The sequence below is a fragment of the Falsihalocynthiibacter sp. SS001 genome (assembly GCF_042445055.1).
In the GTDB taxonomy this organism is placed as follows: domain Bacteria; phylum Pseudomonadota; class Alphaproteobacteria; order Rhodobacterales; family Rhodobacteraceae; genus Falsihalocynthiibacter.
This window is the reverse complement of record NZ_CP170339.1, coordinates 632,430-658,742: the sequence shown is the minus strand read 5'-3', so window position 1 is coordinate 658,742 and position 26,313 is coordinate 632,430. Positions and strand designations below refer to the sequence as shown.

General features: G+C 54.5%; 23 protein-coding genes. 14 read left to right on the top strand and 9 right to left on the bottom strand.

The features are described from left to right. The first annotated feature begins 49 nt into the window (after nt 1–49). From ACFE33_RS03275 to ACFE33_RS03265, 3 genes are read left to right on the top strand one after another with little or no spacing between them, the layout of a single operon-like run. Nucleotides 50–1,150 carry an isocitrate/isopropylmalate dehydrogenase family protein gene (locus ACFE33_RS03275; RefSeq protein WP_380056843.1) on the top strand — a complete coding sequence of 367 codons (1,101 nt, stop codon included), beginning with the start codon at nt 50–52 and terminating at the stop codon, nt 1,148–1,150. Beyond that, entirely contained in the window at nt 1,147–2,172 is a 1,026-nt protein-coding gene (locus tag ACFE33_RS03270; RefSeq protein ID WP_380056841.1) for a Gfo/Idh/MocA family protein, read from the top strand. Before ACFE33_RS03275 ends, ACFE33_RS03270 begins: the two co-directional genes overlap by 4 nt. A gap of 8 nt (nt 2,173–2,180) precedes the next feature. Next, nucleotides 2,181–2,480 (top strand): putative quinol monooxygenase, encoded by a 300-nt coding sequence (locus ACFE33_RS03265; RefSeq protein WP_380056838.1) that lies wholly within the window; start codon nt 2,181–2,183, stop codon nt 2,478–2,480. A gap of 18 nt (nt 2,481–2,498) precedes the next feature. Here the strand turns inward: ACFE33_RS03265 and ACFE33_RS03260 are convergent, their stop codons facing one another. The 3 genes from ACFE33_RS03260 to xylF form a co-directional block, all read right to left on the bottom strand. Beyond that, on the bottom strand, nt 2,499–3,260 hold the full coding sequence (locus ACFE33_RS03260) for an ATP-binding cassette domain-containing protein (protein ID WP_380056835.1): 762 nt from the start codon (nt 3,258–3,260) through the stop codon (nt 2,499–2,501). A 17-nt stretch (nt 3,261–3,277) separates the two neighbouring features. Further along, on the bottom strand, nt 3,278–4,543 hold the full coding sequence (locus ACFE33_RS03255) for a sugar ABC transporter permease (protein ID WP_380056833.1): 1,266 nt from the start codon (nt 4,541–4,543) through the stop codon (nt 3,278–3,280). A gap of 144 nt (nt 4,544–4,687) precedes the next feature. Next, a complete protein-coding gene (gene xylF, locus ACFE33_RS03250) occupies nt 4,688–5,674 on the bottom strand; it encodes a D-xylose ABC transporter substrate-binding protein (protein WP_380058643.1) in 987 nt (328 codons plus the stop codon). 256 nt (nt 5,675–5,930) lie between these two features. On the opposite strand from xylF, the gene ACFE33_RS03245 reads away from it, so the two are divergent. Next, on the top strand, nt 5,931–7,166 hold the full coding sequence (locus ACFE33_RS03245; RefSeq protein ID WP_380056830.1) for an ROK family protein: 1,236 nt from the start codon (nt 5,931–5,933) through the stop codon (nt 7,164–7,166). Next, on the top strand, nt 7,150–8,706 hold the full coding sequence (locus tag ACFE33_RS03240) for a CRTAC1 family protein (RefSeq protein WP_380056827.1): 1,557 nt from the start codon (nt 7,150–7,152) through the stop codon (nt 8,704–8,706). The genes ACFE33_RS03245 and ACFE33_RS03240 overlap by 17 nt, the downstream gene beginning before the upstream one ends. Here ACFE33_RS03240 and ACFE33_RS03235 read toward each other — a convergent pair. The 6 genes from ACFE33_RS03235 to ACFE33_RS03210 form a co-directional block, all read right to left on the bottom strand. Then, nucleotides 8,703–10,001 carry a cytochrome-c peroxidase gene (locus tag ACFE33_RS03235; protein WP_380056825.1) on the bottom strand — a complete coding sequence of 433 codons (1,299 nt, stop codon included), beginning with the start codon at nt 9,999–10,001 and terminating at the stop codon, nt 8,703–8,705. The genes ACFE33_RS03240 and ACFE33_RS03235 overlap by 4 nt on opposite strands. A gap of 3 nt (nt 10,002–10,004) precedes the next feature. After that, the gene (locus ACFE33_RS03230) at nt 10,005–11,000 is read right to left on the bottom strand and encodes an aldose epimerase family protein (RefSeq protein WP_380056822.1); all 996 of its coding nucleotides are present in this window, start codon (nt 10,998–11,000) and stop codon (nt 10,005–10,007) included. A 36-nt stretch (nt 11,001–11,036) separates the two neighbouring features. Further along, complete coding sequence (xylA, locus tag ACFE33_RS03225) at nt 11,037–12,347, bottom strand: xylose isomerase (protein WP_380056820.1); 1,311 nt, start codon at nt 12,345–12,347, stop codon at nt 11,037–11,039. Then, on the bottom strand, nt 12,344–13,798 hold the full coding sequence (gene xylB, locus ACFE33_RS03220; protein WP_380056818.1) for a xylulokinase: 1,455 nt from the start codon (nt 13,796–13,798) through the stop codon (nt 12,344–12,346). The genes xylA and xylB overlap by 4 nt, the downstream gene beginning before the upstream one ends. A 192-nt stretch (nt 13,799–13,990) precedes the next feature. Continuing rightward, complete coding sequence (locus ACFE33_RS03215; protein WP_380056815.1) at nt 13,991–15,049, bottom strand: ABC transporter ATP-binding protein; 1,059 nt, start codon at nt 15,047–15,049, stop codon at nt 13,991–13,993. A gap of 5 nt (nt 15,050–15,054) precedes the next feature. Beyond that, complete coding sequence (locus ACFE33_RS03210) at nt 15,055–15,861, bottom strand: IclR family transcriptional regulator (protein WP_380056813.1); 807 nt, start codon at nt 15,859–15,861, stop codon at nt 15,055–15,057. Nucleotides 15,862–16,003: 142 nt separating this feature from the next. On the opposite strand from ACFE33_RS03210, the gene ACFE33_RS03205 reads away from it, so the two are divergent. The 9 genes from ACFE33_RS03205 to ACFE33_RS03165 all read left to right on the top strand — a co-directional run bounded on the left by ACFE33_RS03205 (nt 16,004) and on the right by ACFE33_RS03165 (nt 26,278). Next, nucleotides 16,004–17,251: an ABC transporter substrate-binding protein gene (locus ACFE33_RS03205; RefSeq protein WP_380056811.1), complete on the top strand. Its 1,248-nt coding sequence runs from the start codon at nt 16,004–16,006 to the stop codon at nt 17,249–17,251. Nucleotides 17,252–17,358: 107 nt separating this feature from the next. Next, a complete protein-coding gene (locus ACFE33_RS03200; protein WP_380058641.1) occupies nt 17,359–18,255 on the top strand; it encodes a carbohydrate ABC transporter permease in 897 nt (298 codons plus the stop codon). 1 nt (nt 18,256) lies between these two features. After that, nucleotides 18,257–19,105, top strand: coding sequence for a carbohydrate ABC transporter permease (locus ACFE33_RS03195; protein ID WP_380056809.1), 849 nt, complete (start codon nt 18,257–18,259; stop codon nt 19,103–19,105). Continuing rightward, entirely contained in the window at nt 19,102–21,219 is a 2,118-nt protein-coding gene (locus tag ACFE33_RS03190) for an alpha-galactosidase (protein ID WP_380056807.1), read from the top strand. Before ACFE33_RS03195 ends, ACFE33_RS03190 begins: the two co-directional genes overlap by 4 nt. Continuing rightward, nucleotides 21,216–21,986: an SDR family NAD(P)-dependent oxidoreductase gene (locus ACFE33_RS03185; RefSeq protein ID WP_380056805.1), complete on the top strand. Its 771-nt coding sequence runs from the start codon at nt 21,216–21,218 to the stop codon at nt 21,984–21,986. Before ACFE33_RS03190 ends, ACFE33_RS03185 begins: the two co-directional genes overlap by 4 nt. Further along, nucleotides 21,986–22,897, top strand: coding sequence for a 2-dehydro-3-deoxygalactonokinase (locus ACFE33_RS03180; RefSeq protein WP_380056803.1), 912 nt, complete (start codon nt 21,986–21,988; stop codon nt 22,895–22,897). The genes ACFE33_RS03185 and ACFE33_RS03180 overlap by 1 nt, the downstream gene beginning before the upstream one ends. Next, nucleotides 22,894–23,511, top strand: coding sequence for a 2-dehydro-3-deoxy-6-phosphogalactonate aldolase (locus tag ACFE33_RS03175; RefSeq protein ID WP_380056801.1), 618 nt, complete (start codon nt 22,894–22,896; stop codon nt 23,509–23,511). Before ACFE33_RS03180 ends, ACFE33_RS03175 begins: the two co-directional genes overlap by 4 nt. Then, nucleotides 23,508–24,380 carry an SMP-30/gluconolactonase/LRE family protein gene (locus tag ACFE33_RS03170; RefSeq protein WP_380056798.1) on the top strand — a complete coding sequence of 291 codons (873 nt, stop codon included), beginning with the start codon at nt 23,508–23,510 and terminating at the stop codon, nt 24,378–24,380. Before ACFE33_RS03175 ends, ACFE33_RS03170 begins: the two co-directional genes overlap by 4 nt. Continuing rightward, the gene (locus ACFE33_RS03165; protein ID WP_380056796.1) at nt 24,377–26,278 is read left to right on the top strand and encodes a beta-galactosidase; all 1,902 of its coding nucleotides are present in this window, start codon (nt 24,377–24,379) and stop codon (nt 26,276–26,278) included. Before ACFE33_RS03170 ends, ACFE33_RS03165 begins: the two co-directional genes overlap by 4 nt. The last annotated feature ends 35 nt before the right edge of the window (nt 26,279–26,313 follow it).

Here is a 26,313-nt window from a genome sequence, read left to right as displayed (position 1 = left end):
TTATTATAGTATCCGCAAAAATGCGGGCACCGGATATCAAAGGACGAACATGGCGCATACTCCAACAGTTTCCCTCATCAAAGGCGATGGCATCGGAATTGACGTTGCGGACGCCGCCCTTGCCGTGATGAATGCGGCTCTAGTGCGGCGCAATGCAGAGCTACCGACCATCACAGAAATCCAAGCTGGCGCTGGATACTTTGCGGAAACCGGTACCGATATCGAACCGGGCGGCGAAGAAAAAGCAGGCGAGAGCGATGCGATCTTCTTGGGCGCGATTGGCCTTCCTTCCATTCGCCACGAAGACGGAACCGAGATTTCGCCGCACCTTAGGTTGCGAGACCGGTATCAACTCTTCGCAGGCGTGCGCCCGATCAAAGCCTACCCGAACGCGCCCCAGCGGTTAGCAGACCCGCGTGCCGCAGGGATCGACATGGTCATCCTACGCGAAAGCACCGAGGGCTTATTCTATTCCGCCGCTGTCCATAAGCGTGCCGAAGTCATACCCAATCAAGAGGTGCGCGACATCATGCGCATCACGCGCAGCACGACAGAGAAGTTGCACGAGTTCGGATTTCAACTTGCCGAACGTCGTCGCGCACGCGGGAAAGCAGGCAAGCTAACCTGCGTGGACAAAGCAAACGTCTTTACCAGCCAAGCTTTCTTTCGCCAGATATTCGACGAGATCAAAGCCAATCACCCCGACACCGAGGTTTCATATAACTACGTCGACGCCATGGCACTTGACCTTGTTCGTCAGCCTTGGGAGTTTGACGTCATGGTTATGGAAAACATGTTCGGTGACATCCTGAGCGACCTTGCGGGCGGCCTCGTCGGAGGTATGGGAATGGCGGCATGTGGCGAGATCGGCGAAACGATTGGCCTATTCCAACCCGCTCACGGCTCGGCGCCCGATATTATGGGCCAAGACAAAGCAAACCCGCTGGCGGCGATACTCTCGGCGGGGCTTATGCTTGATTACCTTGCGACCAAAACCAAAGCAGAAGGCTATGAAGCCGCGGCTGCACTCATTGATGGCGCGGTCGATGCTGGCTTTGCCCAGAACCGTTTGCGCCCAATGGAATTTGGCGGCGATATGGGCACCAAGGCCGTGACCCAAACCGTTATCGATGTAATCGGCGAACTATGACAGAGCTACGCGTAGGAGTCGTTGGCCTCGGGTACTTTAGCCAGTTTCACCTCGACGCGTGGCGCGATATCCCGCAGACGAAACTTGTTGGTGTCTATGATCTCGACGCCGCAACGACTGAAGCGATTGCAAATAAATACGGCGCCCTAGGCTTCGTCACGGCAGAGCAACTTGCCGAGCAAGATCTTGATATCGTCGACCTTGTGGCGCCCCCCCCAGCGCATATGGAGTTGATCAAGCGTTTTGCCAAACAGGGCAGAACGCTAATCTGTCAAAAGCCCTTTTGCTCGTCCTTAAGTGAAGCAAAGGCCGCATGTGCCCTCGCCAAGGAGCGCGGCTGCACGCTTGTCATTCACGAGAACTTTCGTTTTCAGCCTTGGTATCGTGAGATCAAGGCTGCAATTGATGCGGGAAAGCTTGGACAAATATATCAAGCGCGCTTTGCCCTCCGTCCCGGCGATGGACGCGGGGAGGATGCGTACTTGTCGCGACAACCCGCGTTTCGGGAAATGCCTCGTCTATTGATCCATGAAACAGGCGTGCATTTCGTTGATCTGTTTCAGTATCTGTTTGGCCCTATCACCTCGGTTTACGCGGATTTGGTTCAACTCAATCCTGTCCTCAAAGGCGAAGATGCAGGGATGTTGCTCACCACGCACGAGGGCGGCACGCGGGCGGTTATGGATGGCAATCGCCTTATGGATCACGCGACGGACTCCCCTCGCCGCACGATGGGTGAGCTTGAAATTGAGGGAGAAAAAGGCACTCTTCGGCTAAATGGGATGGGAGAGATTACCTTCCGAGAATTTGGACAGAACGAACTAGAAACCATTCCCGTCACCGCCCCAATTGACGAAACCCGTTTCGGTGGCGGATGCGTGCGCGCGCTGTGCGAGCATATCGTCCAAGCGACCGAGGGCAAAGTTCCGTTTGAAAATCAGGCCGAAGACTACCTGAGCGTAATCAGCGCGACCGAAGCGGCATATACATCAGCCGACACGGGCCAGAAACAATACCTTTAGGAGTACGCATGTTCGCAGTTTGTGTAAAATTCACGATTAACACCTATCACATTGCGGAATTCGGCAAACGCATTGAGCGAAACGCGGCCATTTCAGTTACCGAAGAAGCGGGCTGTCAGCTCTTTGACGTCTGTACCGATCCCGAAAGTTCCAACGTGTTTTTCCTGTATGAAATTTATGATGATGCGGCAGCGTTTGATGTCCATATCGCCAGCGATCATTTCAAGGAATTCAATCAGGCCACCGAGCATATGGTCGCCAAGAAGGAACTCTCTACATATTCAAAAGTAACGGCGGCCCGCGCTTAGCAAGCCGCCGTCTTTATCTTAGGCTTCTGCCTTCTCGTGGGGATGCTTCCCTAGAATGATCATCCCGAGCAGGTCCTCGTCGGTAACGCTATCGACATCAACGGTTCCCACAAGCTTACCGTGCTGCATCACGCTCGCGCGGTCGCATAGTTCCATGACGTCATGGATGTCGTGACTGATGAGGAAGATTCCGATCCCTTCGGATTTCAGCTGCTCGATCAGTTCCGAAACCATCTTGGTTTCCTGTGGACCCAGCGCCGCTGTCGGCTCGTCCATAATCAAGATACGAGCGTTGAAATAAACCGCACGTGCAATGGCTACGGATTGCCGCTGACCACCGGATAGCGCCGAAACCGGGCTTGAGAACTTGGCAAAGTTCGGGTTCAGACGGCCCATGATCTCGCGTGTTTCCGCTTCCATGCGGTCATCATCGACGGTGCCGATACCCGTGACCAACTCGCGGCCAAGGAAAAGGTTCGATGCCGCATCAAGGTTATCCGCTAGCGCCAAGGTCTGGTAGATTGTCTCGATGTTGTAGGCGCGCGCATCGCGTGGATTATGGATGTTCGCCTTTTTGCCATCGACCCAGATTTCGCCGGAGTTTGCCTGATAGGCGCCCGACAGGATCTTAATCAGCGTTGATTTACCCGCGCCATTGTGCCCCAAGAGGCCCACAACTTCGCCCGGATAAAGATCTACGGAAACATCATCGACCGCTTTGACCCCGCCAAAGGAAATCGAGATATTCTTCATCTCTACGAGAGGTGTTTTATCTGTCATTTTCTCGGTCCTCTCTCTCATACGCCAACTTTGCGGCGATAAACGATGTCGATATACACCGCGACCACAAGCACAAACCCAACGACCATATTCTGCAACGGCGCGTCAACGCCCACAGAGGCCATACCAGATTGCAACGTCTGCATGATCGCCGCGCCGATAACAGCGCCGTAAATCGTGCCAAATCCACCCGCAAGTGCTGTGCCGCCAATAACCGCGGCCGCAATTACGCGAAGCTCGTCCAGCGTTCCAAGTCCAACATCAACGGACCCGAGCCGCGCCGAAGCGACAACCGCCGAGATACCCGTCAGCGCACCCATGAGTGCAAAGACTTTAACCGTCAGCAAACGTGTATTGATACCTGAAAGCTCTGCCGCCTCTGGATTACCACCTGTCGCATAGACGTAGCGACCGAAGCGGGTACGTGTTGAGACAATCGTCATCGCGACAGTCACCAGGACCAAAATCACAACCGGAATAGCGACACCGTGGTTCAATGCGAGTGTATCAGTAAGCTCAAGTCCGCGTGCCTCGGCAATACGCTCGCGCGCGCCTTTGGCGATTGGATAGGAATTGAGCGTCCAAACGAACCCCATAACAAGGCCAACAGCCAGTGCAATAAGCACGCTCTCGGCCCAGACAGGCTTCACGACAAAGCCGTGGTTCGCCTTGCGACGTCGGCTAAGAAGGATAAGCGCAACGGCTGCAATCGACGCCAGCCATCCGAAGGCCCAACTGAGCGTTTCGCCCAATGTACCGTCAGCGCCCCCGCCAAGGAGTTTGAATGTCGGGTCAAGTGGCGCAACCGTTTGCCCCTGTGTCACCCACCACATCGCACCGCGATAGATAAGCAAGCCACCCAATGTTACGATAAACGCTGGCACCGTCAGATAGCCAATAACCCAGCCCTGCGCGGCACCAATAACAAGCCCCATAAGCACCGCCGCGATAACCGCGATTATCCAGATCGACCAATGCCCAAGCCCCAGATACTCGGGCAAAACGTGCACCTGAAGTGCCGCTACCGTCATCCCGATGAAGCCAAGAAGTGACCCGACCGAAAGGTCGATATGCCGCGTCACAATCACAAAGACCATGCCTGTCGCCATGATCGCCACAGAAGACGTCTGGACCGAAATATTGAACAGGTTTCGTGGCGTGATAAATCGCCCGCCCGTCCATAGATCAAAGACCACCCAAAGAACAACGAGCGCACCAAGCATCCCCAAAAGGCGGGGGTCGATGCCCACGTTATTCACAAATTTTTTCGCTGATTCTTTCATGTATTGCGCCTCTCCCGAGCGGCATACGTACTATCGCAAATGAGAATGCGTGCCCCGCACAGGACAGCAATAGCAGAAATTTGCGATGTAATGAAAAAGTTAAGGGTATTCCCCCAACCGCGCGGTCGGGGGAATACGATGTAGTTATTTACAGGCTTCTAGCTCGGAACCAGCACAGAGTGTCTCTTTGGAGATCCAGCCAGCATCAAGAACAACGTTGATGTTGTCAGCTGTGATTGGAACTGGCTTCAGGAACTTCGCGTTCAAAGTTGTACCTGATGGCGATGTCCACTCAGCAGCACCGTCGATTGCCGCGTCGGCATCTTCTGCCAGCGCAACCGCGATTTCACCAGCAGCTTTACCAAGCTCGCGTGCGTCTTTCCAAACGGATACTGTTTGCGTACCTGTTGCAACGCGGTTCAGAGCAGCATGGTCGCCGTCTTGGCCGGAAACGGGAAGACCCTCAAGGCCTTGCGCCGTCAGAGCAGCAACAACACCGCCAGCAGTACCGTCATTCGAAGCAACAACAGCGTCAACTTTGTTGTCGTTCGCTGTCAGGATCTGCTCCATGTTGCGCTGTGCGTTCGCTGGAACCCAGCCATCTGTATATGCTTCACCAACGATTGTGATATCGCCAGCGTCGATTGCAGCCTGAAGGATCTCTTGTTGACCACCGCGCAGGAAGTCAGCGTTTGGATCGGTTGGTGAACCTTTGATCATCACATAGTTGCCTTTTGGCTGTGCAGCCAAAACAGCGCGCGCCTGCATCCGGCCAACTTCAACGTTGTCGAAAGTCAGGTAGAACGCACGCTCGTCTTCGATCAGACGGTCGTATGCGATAACAGGGATGCCCTCGTCCGATGCTGCTTGAACAGCAGGACCAACAGCAGACGCGTCTTGAGCAAGAATGATAAGCGCTGTCGCACCTTGCGAAATCAGGCTTTCAATATCAGACAGCTGCTTTGCAGACGAAGCTTGTGCGTCCGCAGAGATATATGTCGCGCCAGCTGCTTCGAGCGCAGCTTTGATCGCGGCTTCGTCTGTTTTCCAGCGCTCTTCCTGGAAATTCGACCAGCTAACACCAACCACTGCTCCGTCAGCGAGCGCAGTAGTACCCATTGCTGCAACCATCGCCGCAGCGGCAAATCCAGTAATCTTATTCATAAGATCCTCCCAAAAATTATACGTCGCCAAAAACGGTTAGATTCGCGGCGATCGCCATTTTGATAGCACTATTAATTTCAGAGGTCTAATTAAATACGTCACACCACCGATTATTTCGCGCAATCCAGTTGATAAACCTATAAGATACTGGTCAAATAGCGCACAAGGAACGTTACGGCATCCTATTTTCTGACCGTAGTTTTCATGGAGGAGGAAGATACGAATGGCGAAATCAGATCGCATATCGTCTGCTACCGATCAGCGTGAATCTGGTCGCCTCCAAGTGATTTCGGCAATCCGCAAAGCGGCGGAAATTGCCCGAATTGATATAGCAAAGAAGACAGGATTTAGCCCCGCAACGGTAACGTCCATCACAAGCGAGCTGCTCGCGGCGGGCTTGATCGAAGAAGTGACCGCCGATGAAGCTTCGCGTGATTCAAAACGCGGCCGCCCACGCGTTGCCCTCAAGATACGCGGCAAGGCGCATTGGGTTGCGGGCATTAAGGTATCCAACCGCACAGCAACCGTGGCGTTGATGGATTTCGTCGGAGATACCTTCGCCGAATACGAAACCCCGCTCCCCCACAGCCAACTCTCTGGCGAGGCAATGGTCTCGTTCATCTGCGACACATTGAAAATGGCGGCAGAGCGCGCTGGCATCGCGGTCGAGGACCTGTCCGGTCTTGGCGTTGGAGTCGCGGGGATCATCGATGCGCCGCGCGGGTTTGTGTACTGGTCTCCTTCTATGACAGAGCGCAACGTAAACCTGCGCAACCTGATAGAGGCCCAAATCCCGCTGCCCGTTTTCATTGACAACGATGCCAATCTGGTCGCCAAAGCGGAACAACTCTTTGGATTGGGCAAGTCATATCGCGACTTTATTGTTGTTACGATTGAGCACGGCGTGGGAATGGGCATCGTAATTGATGGCCAAATCTATCGTGGCACGCGCGGCTGTGGGGCCGAATTTGGTCACACCAAGGTTCACCTGAACGGCGCTCTCTGTCGTTGCGGCCAGCGCGGATGCCTAGAAGCATATGTCGCGGACTATGCCGTTCTTCGCGAGGCGAATATCGTCGGTTTCGCTACGGGCAATGACTCTTTTGACGACAAGCTAGATAAACTGTTCAGGGATGCCAAAGCAGGTGAACCCACTGCGCGTTCGATCTTTCAACGTGCAGGAACCATGTTTGCGATGGGGCTTGCGAATATCGTCAATATCTTTGACCCTGAGCTGATAATCCTCTCGGGCGAGCGGATGCAGTTTGACTATCTTTATGCCGACGAAGTTCTCGAGGTTATGAAAAACTCGGTCGTTCAGGTGGATGCGCCGCTACCGCAGGTCAAAATCCACAAATGGGGCGATTTGATGTGGGCCAAGGGCGCCGCTGCCTTTGCCATGGAAGGCGTGACAGAACGCGCAATCAGGAAAATTTCTCACGATGTCTTACAACACTAAGGGCGTGGCTGTACTTGCGGGTATCGCACTCGCAGGAGCTACCGCGCCAAGCTTTGCCACGCCCGAATTCACCCCCGTAACAGTCCCAGCACATCAATACCTCGGCGAGTGGGAACACTACGTCGGCGGCGGGATCGCTGCGTTTGATTGTAACGGCGACGCGTTTCCGGAGCTGTTTGCCGCTGGAGGCGCTTCGCCTTCGGTACTGCTGCGCAATGACACTGCAGGAAATGGCGGAGCCATCGCATTCTCTGAAAACACGCCCGAACCCCTCGCGATAACGGGCGTTACTGGTGCATATCCGATCGATATTGATAACGACTCAATCACCGATTTGGCGATCCTCCGTGTGGGAGAGAACCTCCTGCTGAAGGGGCAAGGTGAGTGCGCCTTTACGCCATTTGATACCCTCGGATTCACCTCTGGTGATGCATGGACAACCGCATTCTCGGCGACTTGGGAGGCGGAAAATACCCTCCCGACACTTGCCTTCGGTAACTACGTCGATCGTAACGATCCCGAGGGCCCATTCGAGGCCTGCGATCACAACACGCTCTATCGCCCTTCGGGTGAGGGTTATAGCGCACCCACGACCCTCGAACCGGGCTACTGTGCGCTTTCTATTCTGTTTTCTGATTGGGCACGAAATGGTGTTGCGGACCTTCGGGTTTCGAATGACCGCCATTACTATGTTCGCGGCGGATCGGAACAGATGTGGCAAATGGCCAAGGAGCCGCGCCTGTATTCCAAAGAGGACGGATGGAAAAACTACAGCATCTGGGGCATGGGCATCGCCAGCCGCGATCTGACAGGCGACGGATTTTCCGAAGTTTACCTAACCTCAATGGGTGATCAGAAACTGCAAACCGCCGCAGGCGATGGAACGCCTCGGTTTGAGGATTACACCTATGAGCGCGGCACCACCGCCCACCGTCCGTATACAGGAGGTGACGGACGCCCCAGCACAGGGTGGCACGTGGCTTTTGGCGATATTGAGAATAACGGGCGTGACGATATCTTTGTTGCCAAGGGAAACGTCGAACGGATGGCGGGCGCGGCGATGGCCGATCCGAACAATCTCTTGGTTCAGGATGAGAATGGCGATTTTGTGGAGGTCGGAGACATAGCAGGAATTGCCAGCCTCGCTCGTAGCCGTGGCGCGGCGCTGGTTGATCTTAACAATGACGGCCTGCTTGACCTCGCCGTAAACAATCGCCGCGCTGATCTTGAGGTGTATCAAAACACCTCGAAGGACACGGGAAACTGGCTACAAATAAAGCTGCAACAGCCAGCACCGAATACAGACGCCGTCGGAGCATTTATTGAACTAAAGGCTGGAGAAACGCTTCACACGCGCGAGATAATGATCGGCGGGGGGCACGCGGGCGGCGAACTGACTCCTGCGCATTTTGGCCTCGGGGAATATGAAAGCGCGACTTTGCGCGTGATCTGGCCCGATGGTTCCAAGAATGATTGGCAAGAAATCGAAGCAAACCAATCCATCAACCTGCATCGCGAAACAGGCATCCAGCCGCACTAATCCAGTGGCAAACCGCTTGGTACGCTATCTGGTATACCCAAGCGTCCCTTGCCGTCCCTCGTATCTTCGAGCGATGCGAGAAATGCTAGGATTGCGTCAGTGTCCGCATCCGTTAGGGCATTGCTTGGCATGAGCTTTGAAGCCGCAGCAATCTCGGCCACTTCTCTGGAATCTAAGTGAATGCGCCAATCATCCGCTCCGTCAAATTTCGGAAGAAGCGCCAATTCTTGGGCGTAGTTTTCAAGGGCGGCAACGGGGTAGTAATGATGCTCCACCACATCGCGCAGGCTTGAGTAAGAACCTGCATGGCCATAGGGCGCTGTCACCGAAAGGTTGCGCAAACTGGGCGTGCGGAACGCATAAGCGTCCTCAAGCCGCCCCGTCACTCCCATCCGGCCCGTATCACGCGCGTGATCTTCAAATGCGGCTCGCTTTCCTGGCCCAAGTTGTGGCATCGCGATGGCGTGAAAATCGTGGTCCGTCTGGAATTGCCCAGAATGGCAAGTTGAACAGTTCGCTTCGCCGTAAAACAACTCCATCCCCGCGAGCGCTTCGCCCTCAAGCGGCGCTTCGCCGCGCAGGTGGCGATCAAAATCGCTTTCGTCCGAGCGCCATTCGAATGCGATAAAATCGGCAAGCGCATTGGCAATATCGACGTATTTTATCGGTGTCTCTGGCCCAATCACATTGTCAAAGCGCGCGCGATATTCTGGGATTTGTGCGACACGGGTTGCTAGGATATCCCACGCGCCGCCTTCTTGGCTGTTCTGTCCCATGCGCACGGCTTTGGCGACGTCATTTTCTGAGTACTGCCCTGCCATTTCATCCGCAGAGAGCACGGGAAACATCGCTTGCGCCGCGAGGACAGACTTGAAGCCATCGACCATTTCCTCGCCCAGTGGGGTACGAACACCGTACGGCTGACTCTCGTCTGCCTCAACGCGGCCATCATGAAACATCACGGTAAACTCGGATGCGCCAAGATTCCAAAGCGCGGGCGCATTGCGCGGGATCCGCTCTTCTGGATGGTTATCGTGATCAGCCTTGCGTTCAATGCCAAGGCCACCGCCCCCCTCGCCAATCCCGAGCGAAACGCCATCGGCCGTGCCAAGCGTTGGATGATGACACGTTCCGCAGGAAATATTCCTGTTCCCGCTCAGTATCGGATCGTAAAAAAGGAGCTGCCCCAACTCGACACTCTCCATCTCCAGCTCTGGAAACACGGCATTGGCAGTAGGAAGCGCATCTGATGCGGCGGCCGGGAGAGCAAGGATGAGAAACAGCGCACTGCGCATACGCTACTCCGAGATATCAACTGTAAGGGTTTGCGTGTAGGGCGCGTCAGGCGTTGCTATTTTGGCCTCAAACCCGCTTTGGTTCACGCTATTCGGGAACTGCTGCGGCTCAAGACAAAGGCCCGAGAATTTACCAATATCCTGCCTGTTTTGGCCCTTCTGCGGCGCAAGATAAGTGCCCGTATACACCTGCAAACCAGCCTCTTGAGTATGGAGCGCAAGACGTAAACCGTTTGGCGCGGTCACAGTCGCGGTCGGGTTGCTTTCACCACGAAGCACCAAATTTACGTCCATGCCATTGCCCGCAGGATCAGCCTGAGCAATCTCGATGCTCTCACGAAAATCAAGTGGCGTGCCGTCGACAGACGCAATCTCGCCCGTGGGTATGAGCCCCTCTCCGGTTGGCGTAAACATATCCGCATCCACGAATAGAGCGTACTCGCGGATATCCCCCTGCCCCATCAAATTATAGTAGTTATGTTGTGCGAGGTTGATCGGCGTCGGGCGATCTGGCGTTCCGACAAGTTCGTAGATGACCTTCGTGCCATTCAGTGAAATCTTGTACGAAAAATCAACAGCTCCGGGGAAACCCTCTTCACCGTCTGGGGAATGATAGGAAAAGAGCACTGAATTATCGGCGCTATCGACCTGCGCCTCAAACATACGCCTGGCCAGACCTATGTGCCCCCCATGCAGCATGTTCTCGCCTTCGTTTTGGCTGCACTGGTAGGTTATACCATCAAGCGTAAATTTACCGCCCGCGACGCGATTGGCGATACGTCCTGCTATGGCGCCAAAATAATTGGGATTGGCAATATAGTCGGCCGCATCGGGATGTCCCAGTACGACCGAAGTTTCGCGGCCCGAATGTGACACGCGCCAATCGCGCGTCACCGCCCCCAGCGTCAACAGAGAGACCTGAGTTGTGCCGCTGGTCAGCGTGATTTCGTCAATGCCCATACCTTCAGCGGTATGGGCAACTGTTTTACGATTGGTCATCGGACCTCCCAATTGAGTGCTGCAACCCATTTCGCCTTATACGAAACGGTTAACAACGTTCTCCAAGTACTCTTGCTTACCAGATTTCGGCGCAGGGTTGATATCCTCTGCTTCGACGTACTTCTGGATATCTTCGAGCGTGTACTCACCCTTGAGCATTTTCTGGGCTTTCTCATCGTTCCAGCCAGCATAGCGGTCAGCAAGCTCTTTATCCAACGTGCCATCTTCGATGATTGCCGCCGCAGCTTTGAGGCCACGTGCACAGATGTCCATGCCACCGATGTGACCGTGCAAAAGGTCCGCAGGATCGGTCGACTGGCGACGGATCTTCGCATCAAAGTTGGTACCGCCTGTCTTGAGGCCACCGTCCTTGAGGATGTGGTAATATGCCAGCGCAACTTCTGGAACGTTGTTCGGGAACTGATCAGTATCCCAGCCAGATTGGTAGTCATTACGGTTCATGTCGATTGAGCCAAGAATACCCAACGAAGCCGCCGTAGCGATTTCGTGCTCGAAGCTGTGGCCCGCAAGGATCGCGTGGCCTTGCTCAAGGTTGAGCTTCACTTCGTTCTCAAGACCGTGGCGCTTAAGGAAGCCATAAACCGTTGCCGCATCGTAATCGTATTGGTGCTTGGATGGCTCTTGTGGCTTTGGTTCAACGAGGATTTCGCCTTTGAAACCAATCTTGTGCTTATACTCGACAACCATGTTCAGCATACGACCCATCTGAGCATCTTCTTTGCTCAGATCAGTGTTCAGAAGTGTTTCGTACCCTTCACGGCCACCCCAAAGAACATAGTTCTCGCCGCCAAGACGCATCGTCGCATCCATACAGGTTTTGATCGTCGCCGCAGAATAGGCGAACACATCTGGATCAGGGTTCGTGGACGCGCCCGACATGAAGCGTGCCTGACTGAACAGGTTCGCAGTCCCCCAGAGGAGCTTTATGCCCGTCTCGGCTTGCTTTTGCTCGAACAGATCAACAATCGCGTTCAGGTTCGCTGTGTTCTCGGCAAAATTCTTGCCTTCTGGGCGAACATCCGCATCGTGGAAGCAGTAGTAAGGAACGCCAAGCGCGGTGAACATTTCAAACGCAATGTCGACCTTTTTCTTGGCAAGCTCCATGTTGTCCTGCGGATACCAAGGACGGTCGAATGTGCGGCCACCAAACGGATCGCCGCCTTCCCAAGCGAATGAATGCCAGTAGGCCGCCGCAAACCGCAGGTGGTCTTCCATGCGCTTACCCATGACGATTTCATCAGGGTTGTAATGACGGAAAGCCAGCGGGTTTGTGCTGTCCGGACCTTCGTATTTGATTTTGTCTACGGGAAAGAAACCAGTGCTCATTTTGTGATCGCCTTTATTGCTGGATATAGTGCGCGATACTCTTCGTAGGCTTCTGAATATGCCTGCGAGAGTTCAGTACGCGGATTTACTGTTTTGGCCACTTTTGGGCCGGTCATAACATCTTGGGGTGCTGCGCCAGTGACGCCGACAATCGCCAAGCGGGCGGCACCAAGTGCGGCGCCAAAATCGCCTGCCTCGGGCAGATCAATTTGTAGATCAAGAAGCGTTGCCAGCATCTCGACCCAATAAGAAGAGGCCGAACCACCGCCAATCGCCAGAAGACGCTGAAGATCGGTGCCCGTGGATTTCAACGCTTCAAGATTATCCCGAAGCGCAAAGCCCACGCCCTCCATCACAGCCTGCGTTAGCTCTGCGTGGCCAGTACCAACATCCAGCCCAACGAGTGAGGCGCGAATATTACTATCGTTATGCGGAGTCCGCTCGCCCGAAAGATAGGGCAAGAAGCGAATATCGCCAGGGCCGGAAATACGATCCCCCAACAGCGCAGAAAGCTCCGCCGGTTTCGGCCCAAGGTTCTTGGAAAGCCAGTTCATACAATCCGTCGCCGCAAGGATGACGCCCATCTGGTACCATGTTTCCGGAATAGCGTGGCAGAAGGTATGCACCGCGCTTTCAGGCTTGGGCGCGAAGCTGTCTTTGGCCGCAAGGACCACACCAGACGTGCCGAGCGAAACAAAGCCGTCACCCTCGGAGAAACATCCGACGCCACAGGCCGCAACAGCGTTATCGCCACCGCCACCAACAACGACAACGGGCCCGTCAACGCCCCATTCCGAACAAAGCGCGGTACGCAACATTCCTGCGGTCTCGCTACCTTCAACAAGGTCGGGCATTTGATCGCGCCGCATACCGGATTTCTCTAGCAACTCTTGCGACCAATCACGCGCGCCAACATCAAGCCAACTGGTCCCCGCTGCATCTGACATATCGCCAAAATACTCGCCCGTTAGCCAGTACCGTAGATAATCCTTGGGCAGCAGAACCTTATGAATCTTGGCGAAAACCTCTGGCTCGTTTTCTTTGACCCACGCAACCTTGGGCGCCGTAAAGCCAGGGAATACGATATTGCCCGAGATGTCTCTAAACCCCTCAGTCGCATCAAGGCGTGCGGCCTGCTCTGCGCTGCGCGTGTCGTTCCAAAGCATACAAGGCCGCAAGACATTACCGTCTTTGCCGATTAGAGTCGCACCGTGCATATGGCCAGAAATACCAACGCCCTTCAGGGCCGCAATCTGAGCGGGATGAGTGGCGCGAAGTTCCGAAACAGTTTTCTCGCAGGCATCAATCCACGCTGCGGGGTCCTGTTCGCTCCAGCCAGCATGAAGGTGCGACACATCATAATGCGCCTCGGCCGAGCCAAGGATTTCCCCCGTTTCGGTCACCAAGAGCGTGCGCAATCCCGACGTCCCGAGATCAAACCCAAGATACATGATATTCCTCCATAGCACCGCTCCCCTCCGAGTCGCCGCTTTATTTTAATCACTAAAATATATTTACAATTCGCGGACGATTGTCAACGCCCCCAAATCACGCCGCATTAAATTTTCGAACGAGACAGCCAAAAACGCAAAAGGGGTGCGCTGTTTCCAGCGCACCCCATTGTAGGAATATGTAAATTAAAATTACCTGATGCGTTGCTCAGATTTGGCGTCAAAGAACATCGCCGTTTCATCTTCGATATTCAGCCCGACTCTGGCCCCCGAGGTTACGGGCTCATCCTCATGGGATTCGACAACCAGACGGCTTCCGTCATTTGCCGTGAGATAGACATACGAAACGCCGCCAAGGGATTCGGTAATATCGACACGGTGCGTATCGCCCGACGGATCAACAGAGATATGGTTCGGACGAATACCAACAGTTACCGCAGTCCCAGCCGCAGGAAGCGCTACGCCCGCACGCACGGTCATCCCCAACCCCGGCACATCAACACCGCCGTCCGAAACCGTGCCATCGCAGAAGTTCATGGCGGGGCTACCGATGAATCCCGCTACGAATTTGTTGTCAGGATTGCGATAAAGCTCAAGCGGAGCGCCCACTTGCTCAATACGTCCTGCACGTAGCACAACAATCTTATCCGCCAGTGTCATGGCCTCGACCTGATCGTGCGTCACATAGATCATTGTCGCGCCGATTTCCTTGTGAAGACGTGCAATTTCTACGCGCATCTCAACCCGCAGTTCTGCGTCGAGGTTCGAGAGTGGCTCGTCAAACAGGAACACCTCTGGGCCGCGAACAATTGCCCGGCCAATCGCCACGCGCTGACGCTGACCACCAGAGAGCGCCTTGGGCTTGCGTTTCAGGTATTCGTCCAGTTTTAGAATTTTTGAAGCTTCGGCAACTTTGGACTTAATGTCAGCTTTGGGATGGCCGTTCATCTTGAGACCAAAACCCATATTCTCTTCGACGGACATATGAGGATAAAGCGCGTAAGTCTGGAATACCATCGCCACGCCGCGCTCTGCTGGATCAAGATGCGTTACATCCCGCTCGCCAATACTTATTGCACCGCCGGTCGTTTCTTCCAGCCCCGCGACCATCCGCAGCAGAGTGGATTTACCGCACCCCGACGGGCCAACAAAAACACAGAACTCTCCGTCCTCAATTTGCAGATCAACGCCATGAACAACCTGCACTTCGCCATATCGCTTAATAACATTGTTTAGAGCTACGCCTGACATATGGATTATCCTGTTTTCTGAGTTTGAGTTTTTTGGTCCGGGAAATGCCAAGTGCGCATTTCATTTTGAATTTTCTCAGCCGTTTCACGGATACGCGGCACGAGTTGTTCGAGCTCGGCCAGACTGCTTCTAGCTGTTGAACTCGTCACCGAAAGGCCACCCAAAACCCGCCCGTTGTGCGAGAGAATGGGAACCGCCACGCAGATGATGCTGGGTTCATGCTCTTCGTCATCAAAAGCGTATCCGCGCGCGCGAATTTTGGCGAGATCAGCACGCAACGATGCATCATCGCAGAGCGTCTTGGGCGTGAAACGGTGGTAGGATTGTTGCGGTAAGAGAGCGTCGAGGTCTGCCTTGGGCAAGAACGCCATCATCGCCTTGCCGACGCCCGTACAATACGCTGGGCCAACTTTGCCGGCCATGGAATACATCTGAATTGGCTCGCGCGCGTTGCGCTTGTCCACATAGAGGACCTGCGCATGATCAAGTTGTGCGAGATGCACCGTTTCGCCCACTTCGCGCGATAGAGTTTCGATATACGGACGCGCAAGCGGCGCGAGCGAACTTTGTGCCCATGCAGCGTGTGCCAGCCCCAAAAGCCGCACGCCCAGCGCATATGTTTGCGCCTCAGTGTCGAAACTGAGCATCCGCTGACTCGTGAGGGTTTGGATGAGTCGGTAGAGCGTTGCCTTGGGGTACGGGCTTGCGCTCAAGAGCTCGGAAAATCGAACTGGCCGTTCGAAAGACGCAACCATATCAAGAACTTCCAGCGCTTTGCCGACGGTTCCGTCTCCGCTTCCTTGTCCTGCCATTCTGCTCTTCCTCCCTGGGTTTCCCAGGAGTCAATCCTAAGAAACTATTGACAACCCTACCCGATTCGCCCCTATGGTTTCAATATGTGAAATTATGTCTCACATAATGGAACTGACAAAACTGGAACCTTGGGAGGACAACATGAGTTCTATTATTAAAGCAAGCGCAGCGGCGCTTCTTACTTCTGTGGCATTTGCGGGTACTGCATCCGCAGAGCTGACAGGTGATCTGAAAATCTACCTAGACACATCCAACCCTGCGCCACGCGCGACGATGGAAGAGTTGATCAAAGAGTTCGGCGAAGCAAACCCTGACCTGAACATCGAAACCAACATCATCGACCGCGAAGCTTATAAAACACAAATTCGCAACTTCCTGACCGCCGATGCGCCGGACGTTGCAACTTGGTACGCTGGCAACCGCATGGGTCCATACGTAGAAGCAGGCCTCTTCGAGGATGTTTCCGACATCTGGGACGAGCAATTCTCGGCTGATCTTGCTTCGACAAAACCGTCGATGACAATGGACGGCAAGCAATACGGCGTTCCATATACGTATTACCAATGGGGTGTTTACTATCGTAAGGACATCTTCGAGCAATACGGCCTCTCCGAGCCGAAAACATGGGCGGAGGAAATCGCGAACTGTCAGACGCTGCTCGACAATGGCGTAAAGTGCTACACAATCGGCACTAAGTACCTCTGGACTGCTGGCGGTTGGTTTGACTATCTCTCGCTTCGCACACACGGTTACGAATTCCACATGGATCTGACCGCTGGTAAAATCAGTTGGGAAGACGACCGCGTAAAAGAGATCTTTGCAAACTGGCGCACCCTGATCGACATGGGCGCATTCGTGGACAATCACACATCCTATAGCTGGCAAGAAGCCCTTCCATTCATGGTTCAAGGCGACGCGGCTTCCTATTTGATGGGTAACTTCGCTGTTGCACAGCTTCGCGAAGCTGGCCTTACCGATGACCAGTTGGACTACTACCAGTTCCCACTGATCACCGAAGGCATCCCAATGGCCGAAGATGCGCCAACTGATACGTTCCACATCCCTTCCCAAGCCAAAAACAAAGAGAACGCACGCGCGTTCCTCAAGTATGTGGCATCGGCAGATGTGCAAACAGACATCAACCAAGGCTCCAAGCTTGGTCAGTTGCCTGTGAACAAGAACAGTGCCGTTGACGACGACAAATTCCTTCAAGAGGGCTTTGAAGTTCTATCCAATGCGGCTGGCCTTGCACAGTTCTTTGACCGTGACGCACCTGCGGAAATGGCCAAAGCAGGCATGGAAGGGTTCCAGGAATTCATGGTGAAGCCTGACAACCTCGACCAAATCCTCGCACGTCTCGAGAAGACACGCGGCCAAGTTTACAAATAAGCTGAACTGAAATGGGGCGGGCAGATTTTGCCCGCCCCTATTCCCATATTAATTCTCGGATACGGACACATGCTATGACCGATTCAACGATTGCAGATGTCGCCGCAATGCACCCCAAGAAACCTTGGTGGCGCGCAAATAAACAAGCGCTCGCGCCTTGGCTGTTTCTTGCGCCAGGCATTCTCTTTTTTCTGGTTTATGTGATCATTCCGATCTTCCAATCGTTCCAGATTTCGTTTCTCGACTGGGACGGACTTGGACAAAAAGAATTCATCGGCATGGGAAACTATGTCGAGCTTATGGATGACGAGGCCTTCTATACCTCGCTCAAGAACAATATCATTTGGCTGGTTCTCTATCTGCTCGCGATCCCCGCAGGGTTGTTCATCGCGCTTTTCCTGAACCAGACCGTACGGGGCATCCGCCTCTATAAATCGCTGTTCTTCTTTCCGTTCGTGATCTCTCAGGTCGTTGTGGGCCTTGTGTTTAGCTGGTTCTATGACCCAAGCTTCGGCTTGATGAACCAGATACTTGGCGTGTTTGGCCTTGGGCCGATCGCGGTGCTTGGGGATGAGCGTTTCGTGACATACGGGATCATCGCCGCAGGCCTGTGGCCACAGACGGCATATTGTATGATCCTATACCTTACTGGCCTAAACGCAGTTGACCCCGAACAAATCGAAGCCGCACGACTTGATGGTGCGAAGGGGCATCGGATGCTCTGGTATGTGGTGCTTCCACAACTCCGTCCAGCGACTTTCATTGCCTTTGTTGTGACAATCATCGGCGCGCTCCGCAGCTTTGACCTCATCTCGATCATGACCCAAGGCGGGCCGTGGGGATCAAGCCGCGTTCTGTCGTTCTATATGTTCGAGAAAGCGCTCTCTGAATACGGCTTCCGAATGGGATACGGCGCGGCGATTGCTGTGATCCTGTTCCTCATCATGATGATCTTTATTACCGGTTTTCTTGTAAAGATGTACCGCGAAGAGAAAGGGCGCTAAGATGTTCCCCACACCTATCGAAAAAACTTCGCGCAGCTGGCAGCTTACCTATCAAACGATGCTTCCAATTGCGCTGATCATGTGGCTTCTTCCGCTGATTGCGGTGGCGATTTTCTCGATCAAACCACAGGGTGATTTCGCCAGCGGTAACTACTGGGGTATGCCCAGCAGCTTTGATTTCATCGCGAACTATAGCCGCGTCTTCACCGATAGCCCGATGCCGCGCTATATCCTCAATTCGTTCTTTATCACTGTTCCAACGGTGATCGGCGCGGTTGCGCTCTCTTGCATGACGGGATTTGCGCTCGGGGTTTACAAGTTCAACGGCAACCTATGGATTTTCTTCCTATTTGTTGCGGGGAACTTTGTACCCTTTCAAATCCTGATGGTCCCCGTGCGTGACCTGACAATTGGTATGGGTCTGTACGACACCAAAACCGGCCTTGTGCTGTTTCACATCGCCTTTCAAACGGGTTTCTGTACGCTGTTCATGCGTAACTTTATCAAAGCACTGCCTCATGAACTGATTGAGGCCGCGCGCGTCGAAGGCGTCGCAGAGTGGCGTATCTTCTGGTTCGTGGTGTTACCGCTGATGAAGCCCGCGATTGCTGCGCTTTCTGTGTTGATCTTCACGTTTATCTGGAACGATTTCTTTTGGGCAGTTGTTCTGACCCAAGGGCCAGAGGCACAACCCGTCACCGCAGGTATTACAAGCTTTAACGCGCAATACGGCACCGCCTACAATATGCTCTCGGCGGGATCGATTATCGCGGCATTGCCACCTGTTGCGATGTTCTTCCTCATGCAAAAGCACTTCATCGCGGGGCTTACTCTTGGAGCAGTTAAATGACCTCAGTTTGGCGACTGGATTCAGCGACCCAGACATTGGTTCTGGGATCAAACGACGATCTCCCTAGTGTGATTTACTGGGGCGCCCCCCTGCCCCAAGACGAAGATTTAAACACATTCTGCGCTTCCGCCCAACTTGACGTGACGGGTGGAATGCTCGACGAGGTTCCGCCCATTACGATCTGTCCCGTCGCGGGAGATAGCTTTCCCGGACAGGCGGGCATTTCGATTAGAACGGCGCGTGGCAAACGTATTCTGCCTGTATTTTCTGAGGTCAAAGTCTCTTCTAGCGGTGCTATTCTCCAAATCTCGGCGCGCGATGCTGGGCATGGGCTAACTTACTCCGCACAATTTGCCGCCGACGACGCCACGGGCATTATCACGGCAAGCGCTTCGCTTAATTCGGACGAGCCGATTGTCGTTGAGCATTTCTGCGCGCCCGTACTTCCCGCGCAGCAGCAATCAGAAGAGATGATTGATTTTGCGGGCAAATGGATCGGCGAGATGCAATCCGTGCGCACACCGTGGCAGGCTGGAGCGCGCATGCGCGACAACCTCACAGGGCGAAGTGGTCACGAACACTTCCCCGGCCTATACCTCCCTGCAACAGGTACGAAAAACACAAGCGGCGAAGCGCACGCCTTGCATTACGGCTGGGCGGGCGGACACCGCTTGGTCGCCGAAGAACTTCCCGATGGGCGACGTCAGGTACAATTTTCGCACGCGAGTGGCTCTTACACAGAGGCGGGCACAACCTTCGCAAGTGCGCCTTTATATCTGGCCTATTCCGATCATGGCCTGAACGGTTGCGCGGTTGCATTCCAACGGCACGTCCGCGACCGGATCATCACATGGCCGCGTCGCAAACGCCCAGTTCATTACAACTGTTGGGAAGCTATCTACTTTGATCACAACTTGGAAACGCTCTCGGAAATCGCAGACCGTGCCGCCGCATTAGGTGCCGAGCGTTTTGTGCTGGATGACGGCTGGTTCGGCAAGCGTGATGACGACACTTCTTCGCTTGGCGACTGGGTGCTGGATCGTCGCAAATGGCCTGATGGCCTGACACCGCTGATCGACCATGTTCATAGCCTCGGGATGAGCTTTGGCCTCTGGTTTGAGCCAGAGATGATCAACCCCAACAGCGATCTATACCGTGCGCACCCCGACTGGATTCTTGGCCGCGCGGACCAGACGCTCGGACGTCAGCAGATGGTGCTGGATATAGCGCGCGAGGAGGTACAGGAGTATCTCTACGAACGCATTTCGCAAGTGCTCTCGGAAAATGCGATTGAGTACATTAAGTGGGACCACAACCGAGTCCTTCCCGCCAATGATGTGGCCCAAACCCGTGGTATATACGCGCTAATGGATCGCCTTCGGGCTTCGTTCCCGTCGGTGGAAATTGAAAGCTGTTCCTCGGGTGGTGGCCGCATGGATTACGGCATTCTGGAACACACACAGCGCGTCTGGCTTTCCGACAGTAACGACGCATTAGAGCGCCTGCGCATTCAACACGAGGCCGCACTGTTCCTGCCCGCCGCAGTTACCGGAAGCCACGTTGGACCGCGCCATTGCCACACTTCGGGTCGGAACCTCGATATTAGTCTGCGCGCATGGACCGCCGCACAGCGCCACATGGGGTTCGAAATGGATCCGCGCGAATTGACCGAGGATGAGGCCCGCGTGCTAACCAATGTGACGTCATGGTGGAAGGCAAATCGCGATTGGATGTTTGAGGGTGACATTCATCGGCTCGACGCGCCCGATCCGGAAATCACCGCCGAAATTCAGATTGCACAGGATGGCAGCGAGTTTGCATGCTTTGTCGCGAAGACCGCGAACTTCAAGCAGGTCCTGCCCCGCCCCGTTCGCCTCACCGGTTTACAACGGGATGCGTTCTACGAAATCGAGCTCATCAATTACGCAGACTCGACATCTGCCTCGCCACCGTCGCGGGGGGCGAATGCACTCAAATCTCGGAAACTCACACTTAGCGGGGCGGCGCTTATGACGTCAGGCATTAACCTGCCGTGTAGCTTCCCCGATACTATTTCCGTCGTTCAAGGTCGGCGGCTCGACGATACGAAATCCAAAATCAGGAGCCAAGAATGAGCAAACTAGCCCACTATCCCGACCTCAAAGGTCAATCTGTATTCATTACGGGTGGCGGCTCTGGCATTGGCGCGGCCCTCACCGAAGGGTTCCTGCAACAGGGTGCCAAAGTTGCCTTTGTGCAGCGTTCCGACGCAACCGCTTTCTGTGACGAAATGGAAAAGAAAACGGGCGCTCGCCCACTGTTCATTCCCTGCGATATCACGGACATTTCGGCACTCAAGAACGCAGTTCAAACCGCATCAGAGGCAAATGGCACCGTTACCGTTCTGGTAAACAACGCCGCGAATGATGAGCGCCACGACACCCTTAAGGTAACCGAAGAGTATTGGGACTGGGCGCAATCCATTAACCTAAAGGCATATTTCTTTGCGTGTCAGGCCGCACTTCCGGGAATGCAGGAAGCGGGCGGCGGGAGTATCATTAATTTCTCGTCGATCTCATATATGATGGGGGCTGGTGGCTTTCCTGCATATACATCTGCGAATTCCGCTATCAACGGCCTCACCCGAAGCCTCGCGCGTGATTTCGGCCCTGACAAAATCCGCGTGAATGCCCTTGCGCCGGGTTGGGTGCTCACACAGAAGCAACGGGACAAATGGGTAACGCCAGAAGGATTGGCCAGCCACCTTGAGCGCCAGTGCCTCAAGGACTCACTCGCTCCCGAGGATATCGTCGGCGGCGTGCTGTTTCTGGCATCGCAATCCAGCAAAATGATGACAGGCCAATCGCTCGTAATTGACGGCGGAGTTGTGGTGACAGGATAATGGATAGTTCAGCAAAAGCAGATTGGATAGCGGTCGATTGGGGTACGTCCAACCTAAGAGCGTGGGCAATGAGCGACGCAGGAGAAGTCCTGAACCACGCGACATCTGAGGATGGCATGGGATCATTGGCGCAATCCGAATTCGAACCTGCGCTCTTGCGGCTTGTCGAACCATGGCTAGACGGCCCTACTACAGTGGTCGCCTGCGGGATGGTTGGATCTCGGCAAGGTTGGAAAGAAGCAGAATACCGCGCGGTGCCATGCCGTCCTACGGGACAGAATACCACACGCGTTGGGACAAACGACCCGCGGCTGAACGTTCATCTAATTTCGGGTATCAAGCAAGAGAAGCCAGCGGACGTGATGCGCGGCGAAGAGACCCAGATCGCAGGCCTTCTCGCTGCTAATCCGAATTTCGACGGCGTTGTCTGTTTGCCAGGCACCCATAGCAAATGGGTACGCATAAGCGCCGAAGAATGCGTGAGTTTTCAGACGTATATGACGGGAGAGCTCTTTGCCATCCTCGCGAACAATTCTGTCCTGCGGCACACGGTTGAATCCGACGGTTGGGATGACGCGGCCTTTATTGCTGCTGTCGATGATGCGCTCTCCAAGCCCGAAATCCTTGCCGCTCGCCTGTTTTCCCTGCGTGCTGAAACCTTGCTTCATGACCTAACTGCTGCGAGCGCACGAGCGCGTCTGTCTGGCCTATTGATCGGAATCGAACTTGCCGCCTCACGTCCTTATTGGCTTGGGCAGGATATCGTTATTATCGGAGCAGAACGCATCTCTGCGCACTACGCAACGGCACTGAAACAACAGGGCTGCACGCCTACTACACCAGCGGCCCAGAACCTCACGCTTGCTGGGCTTTCTGCAACATATCTTTCGCTTAAGGAGACCTCGAAATGAGCCGCCCTCTGATTGCCATCATCCGTGGTGTCACCCCCGCCGAAGCAAATGACGTTACCCAAGCGCTCATCGAAGCGGGTATCGACAGGATCGAAGTCCCGATGAACTCTCCTGATGCTTTGGTAAGTATTGGTGGTATGGCCAAGAAATTTGGCGATCGCGCGCTCATCGGTGCGGGTACGGTCCTTACGCCAGAAGTTGCGCGGCAGGTGGCCGATGTGGGCGGCAAGCTTATCGTTTCGCCGAACGCAAACATCGAAGTTATCAAAGAAACCAAATCACTCGGTCTTCAGAGTTTTCCTGGCGTCCTAAGCCCTACCGAGTGCTTTGCGGCGCTTGAAGCGGGTGCGGACGGGCTGAAAATCTTTCCGTCATTCTTGTTGGGTGTAGATGGCCTCAAGGCGATCAAAGCAGTCCTGCCAGAAGGTACTCCGATCTATATGGTAGGCGGCGTTGGCCCTGCGAATTTCAAAGAGTTGATAGCCGCTGGCGCCGCTGGGTTTGGTATTGGAACGAGCCTCTACAAGCCGGGCTTCACCGCCGAAGAAGTGCACAAACGCGCCGTCGAGATGGTAACGGCATACGACGCGATCATCGAGGAGAGCAGCAAATGACCAAGACAGCAATTTTCGATCCACGGACGTGTTCACTTGGTGAAGGTCCGTTGTGGCATCCCCTACGCGAGCAGTTCTTCTGGTTTGATATTATGGGCAAAAAGCTCATGACACTTAAGGACAACACCCCGCAGGAATGGTCCTTTGACGAGTACGTATCGGCCGCAGGTTGGGTTTCCGAGAGTGAGTTGATTATCGCCACGCAAACCGCGCTTATCCTCTTTGACGTTGACCGCGGAGAAACCATCCGCAAGCTCTGTGACCTCGAAGCTGATGATGCGATCACTCGTTCAAATGACGGACGTGCGGACCCCTATGGCGGTTTCTGGATCGGGACTATGGGTATCAATGCCGAGCCAAACGCGGGCGCGATCTATCGCTATTACAAGGGCGAACTTCGTTGCATCTATGCGGATATTACAATCAGCAACTCGATCTGCTTCTCGCCCGATGGCACCTTTGCCTATTATTCGGACACCGCAGAGAAAACCATCCGCCGCCAAAAGCTTAACCCAGAGAATGGCTGGCCCACTGGCGCGAGCGAGCTTTGGGTTGATCTCTCTACCGAAGGCCTAAACCCAGACGGTTCGGTTGTCGACACACGCGGGTTTCTTTGGAATGCTCAATGGGGTGCGCACCGCGTAGCTTGTTATAATCCTGATGGTGTTTTCGTTGACGCCGTCGCTTGCCCAGAAGCGAGCCAAGTGTCCTGCCCCGCGTTCGGCGGCATAGATGGTAGCGATATGCTGATGACGACAGCGCGCGTCGGTCTTGGTTCCAAGGCACTTGAGCAAGAACCAAATGCCGGCGCAACATTCCTCGCCAAGAACATCACCAAAGGTCAAAAAGAGCACCAAGTTCAGCTATGAAACGTACATTAGGCGTCTGCTACTACCCCGAACACTGGCCCGAAGAAGACTGGGCCGAGAACGCACAACGCATGGTCGACGCTGGATTATCGTGGGTTCGCATTGGCGAATTCGCTTGGCAGCGTATGGAGCCTAGGCCCGATAAGCTTGAGCTTGACTGGCTGGACCGTGCGATCGACGTTCTTGGAGATGCTGGCCTAAAGGTGATCCTCGGAACGCCCACCGCCACTCCGCCGCGATGGATGTTCGACAAATACCCCGATATGTACTTTGCCGCCGAAGATGGCGTTCCGCGCAAGTTCGGCTCGCGTCGCAATTATTGTTTTAGCCACCTCGGGTATCGGAAAGAATGCGCGCGGATCACACAGATTCTGGCGCAGCGGTATGGCAAGAACCCCTATATCGCCGCGTGGCAGACGGATAATGAATACGGTTGTCACGATACGACGATTTCCTATTCCACACATGCGAGGGACGGTTTCCGCGATTGGCTGGCACAGAAATACCAGTCAGCGGATGCGCTTAACCGTGCATGGGGGAATGTGTTCTGGTCGATGGACTATGACACTTTTGATCAGATCGACCTGCCGAACCACACCGTAACAGAGCCGAACCCTGCGCATGTCATGGCATTCCGCCGGTATTCGTCGGATCAGGTCGTTGCGTTCAACAAGGTTCAGACAGACATCCTTCGCAAGTTTACCGACGCGCCGCTCATCCATAACTATATGGGTCGTATCGTTGAGTTCGATCACTACGCGGTTGGCGACGATTTGGATATTGCAAGTTGGGACAGCTATCCAATTGGTTTCCTGTCTGATCGGCTTGAGGGCACTCCAGAGCATAAAGCGCGCTACCTGCGGCAGGGTGATCCTGACATGCAGGCATTCCACCACGATCTCTATCGCTCGGTCGGAAAAGGGCGCTGGTGGATTATGGAGCAACAACCCGGCCCGGTTAACTGGGCACCATACAATCCCGCTCCACTTCCCGGAATGGCGCGCCTCTGGGCGTGGGAGGCCTTTGCCCACGGAGCCGAAACCGTTTGTTATTTCCGTTGGAAGCAACCTGCTTTCGCTCAGGAACAAATGCACACCGCGCTACTGCGGCCAGATGGTGCGGATGCGCCGGCCCTTGTAGAGGCGCTCGAAGTTTCCCGCGAGATTAAGTCAATTCCTGATGTTGGGACGGCCAAGGCAAAGGTCGCTTTGATCTTTGATTATGCCTCCGCTTGGGCATGGGATGTGCAGCCTCAGGGCGCCGATTTTGATTATTTCCGCCTCTGTATGTGCTACTATCGCGCCTTGCGTCGGGCGGGACAATCCATTGACATTCTCCCTCCTGATACCGCCGATTTGAGTCAGTATAAACTGGTCGTCGCCCCCGGATTGATGACAATTCCGGACGCGCTGATGTCCGCAATGAGCACCTTTAATGGCACCGCACTCGTTGGGCCGCGCAGCAATGTGAAAACCGAAGAACTCTCGATTGCAGTACCGTTGGGGCCGAACCTTCCTGATCTTGATGTGAAGGTCGTAAACACCGAGAGCATCCCGCCGAACTCTTCAATCGCCATCGCAAGTGGCGGAACGGTTCGACATTGGTTTGAGCATCTAGAAGGCCAAGCCGAGGCGCAGTGGTCCACGACAGATGGTCGTCCAGTGATCATGCACAATGGCGGAATGTCATATGTTGCGGGATGGCTTGATGATGAAACGCTCTATGCCCTAATGGCCGAAACATGCACGACACTAGGCCTTGAGGTCGCCGATCTGCCCGACGGGCTTCGCATTCGCGATACGGAAACTCACCGTTTCTACATCAACTACGCGCCCGAGGCATTGTCGCACGAGGGGCTGAGCATTCCTGCCGCTGGTGTAGTTTGGCGCGCACTCTGATCAATTTGGGCCACCGTTTGAATGGTGGCCCAAAT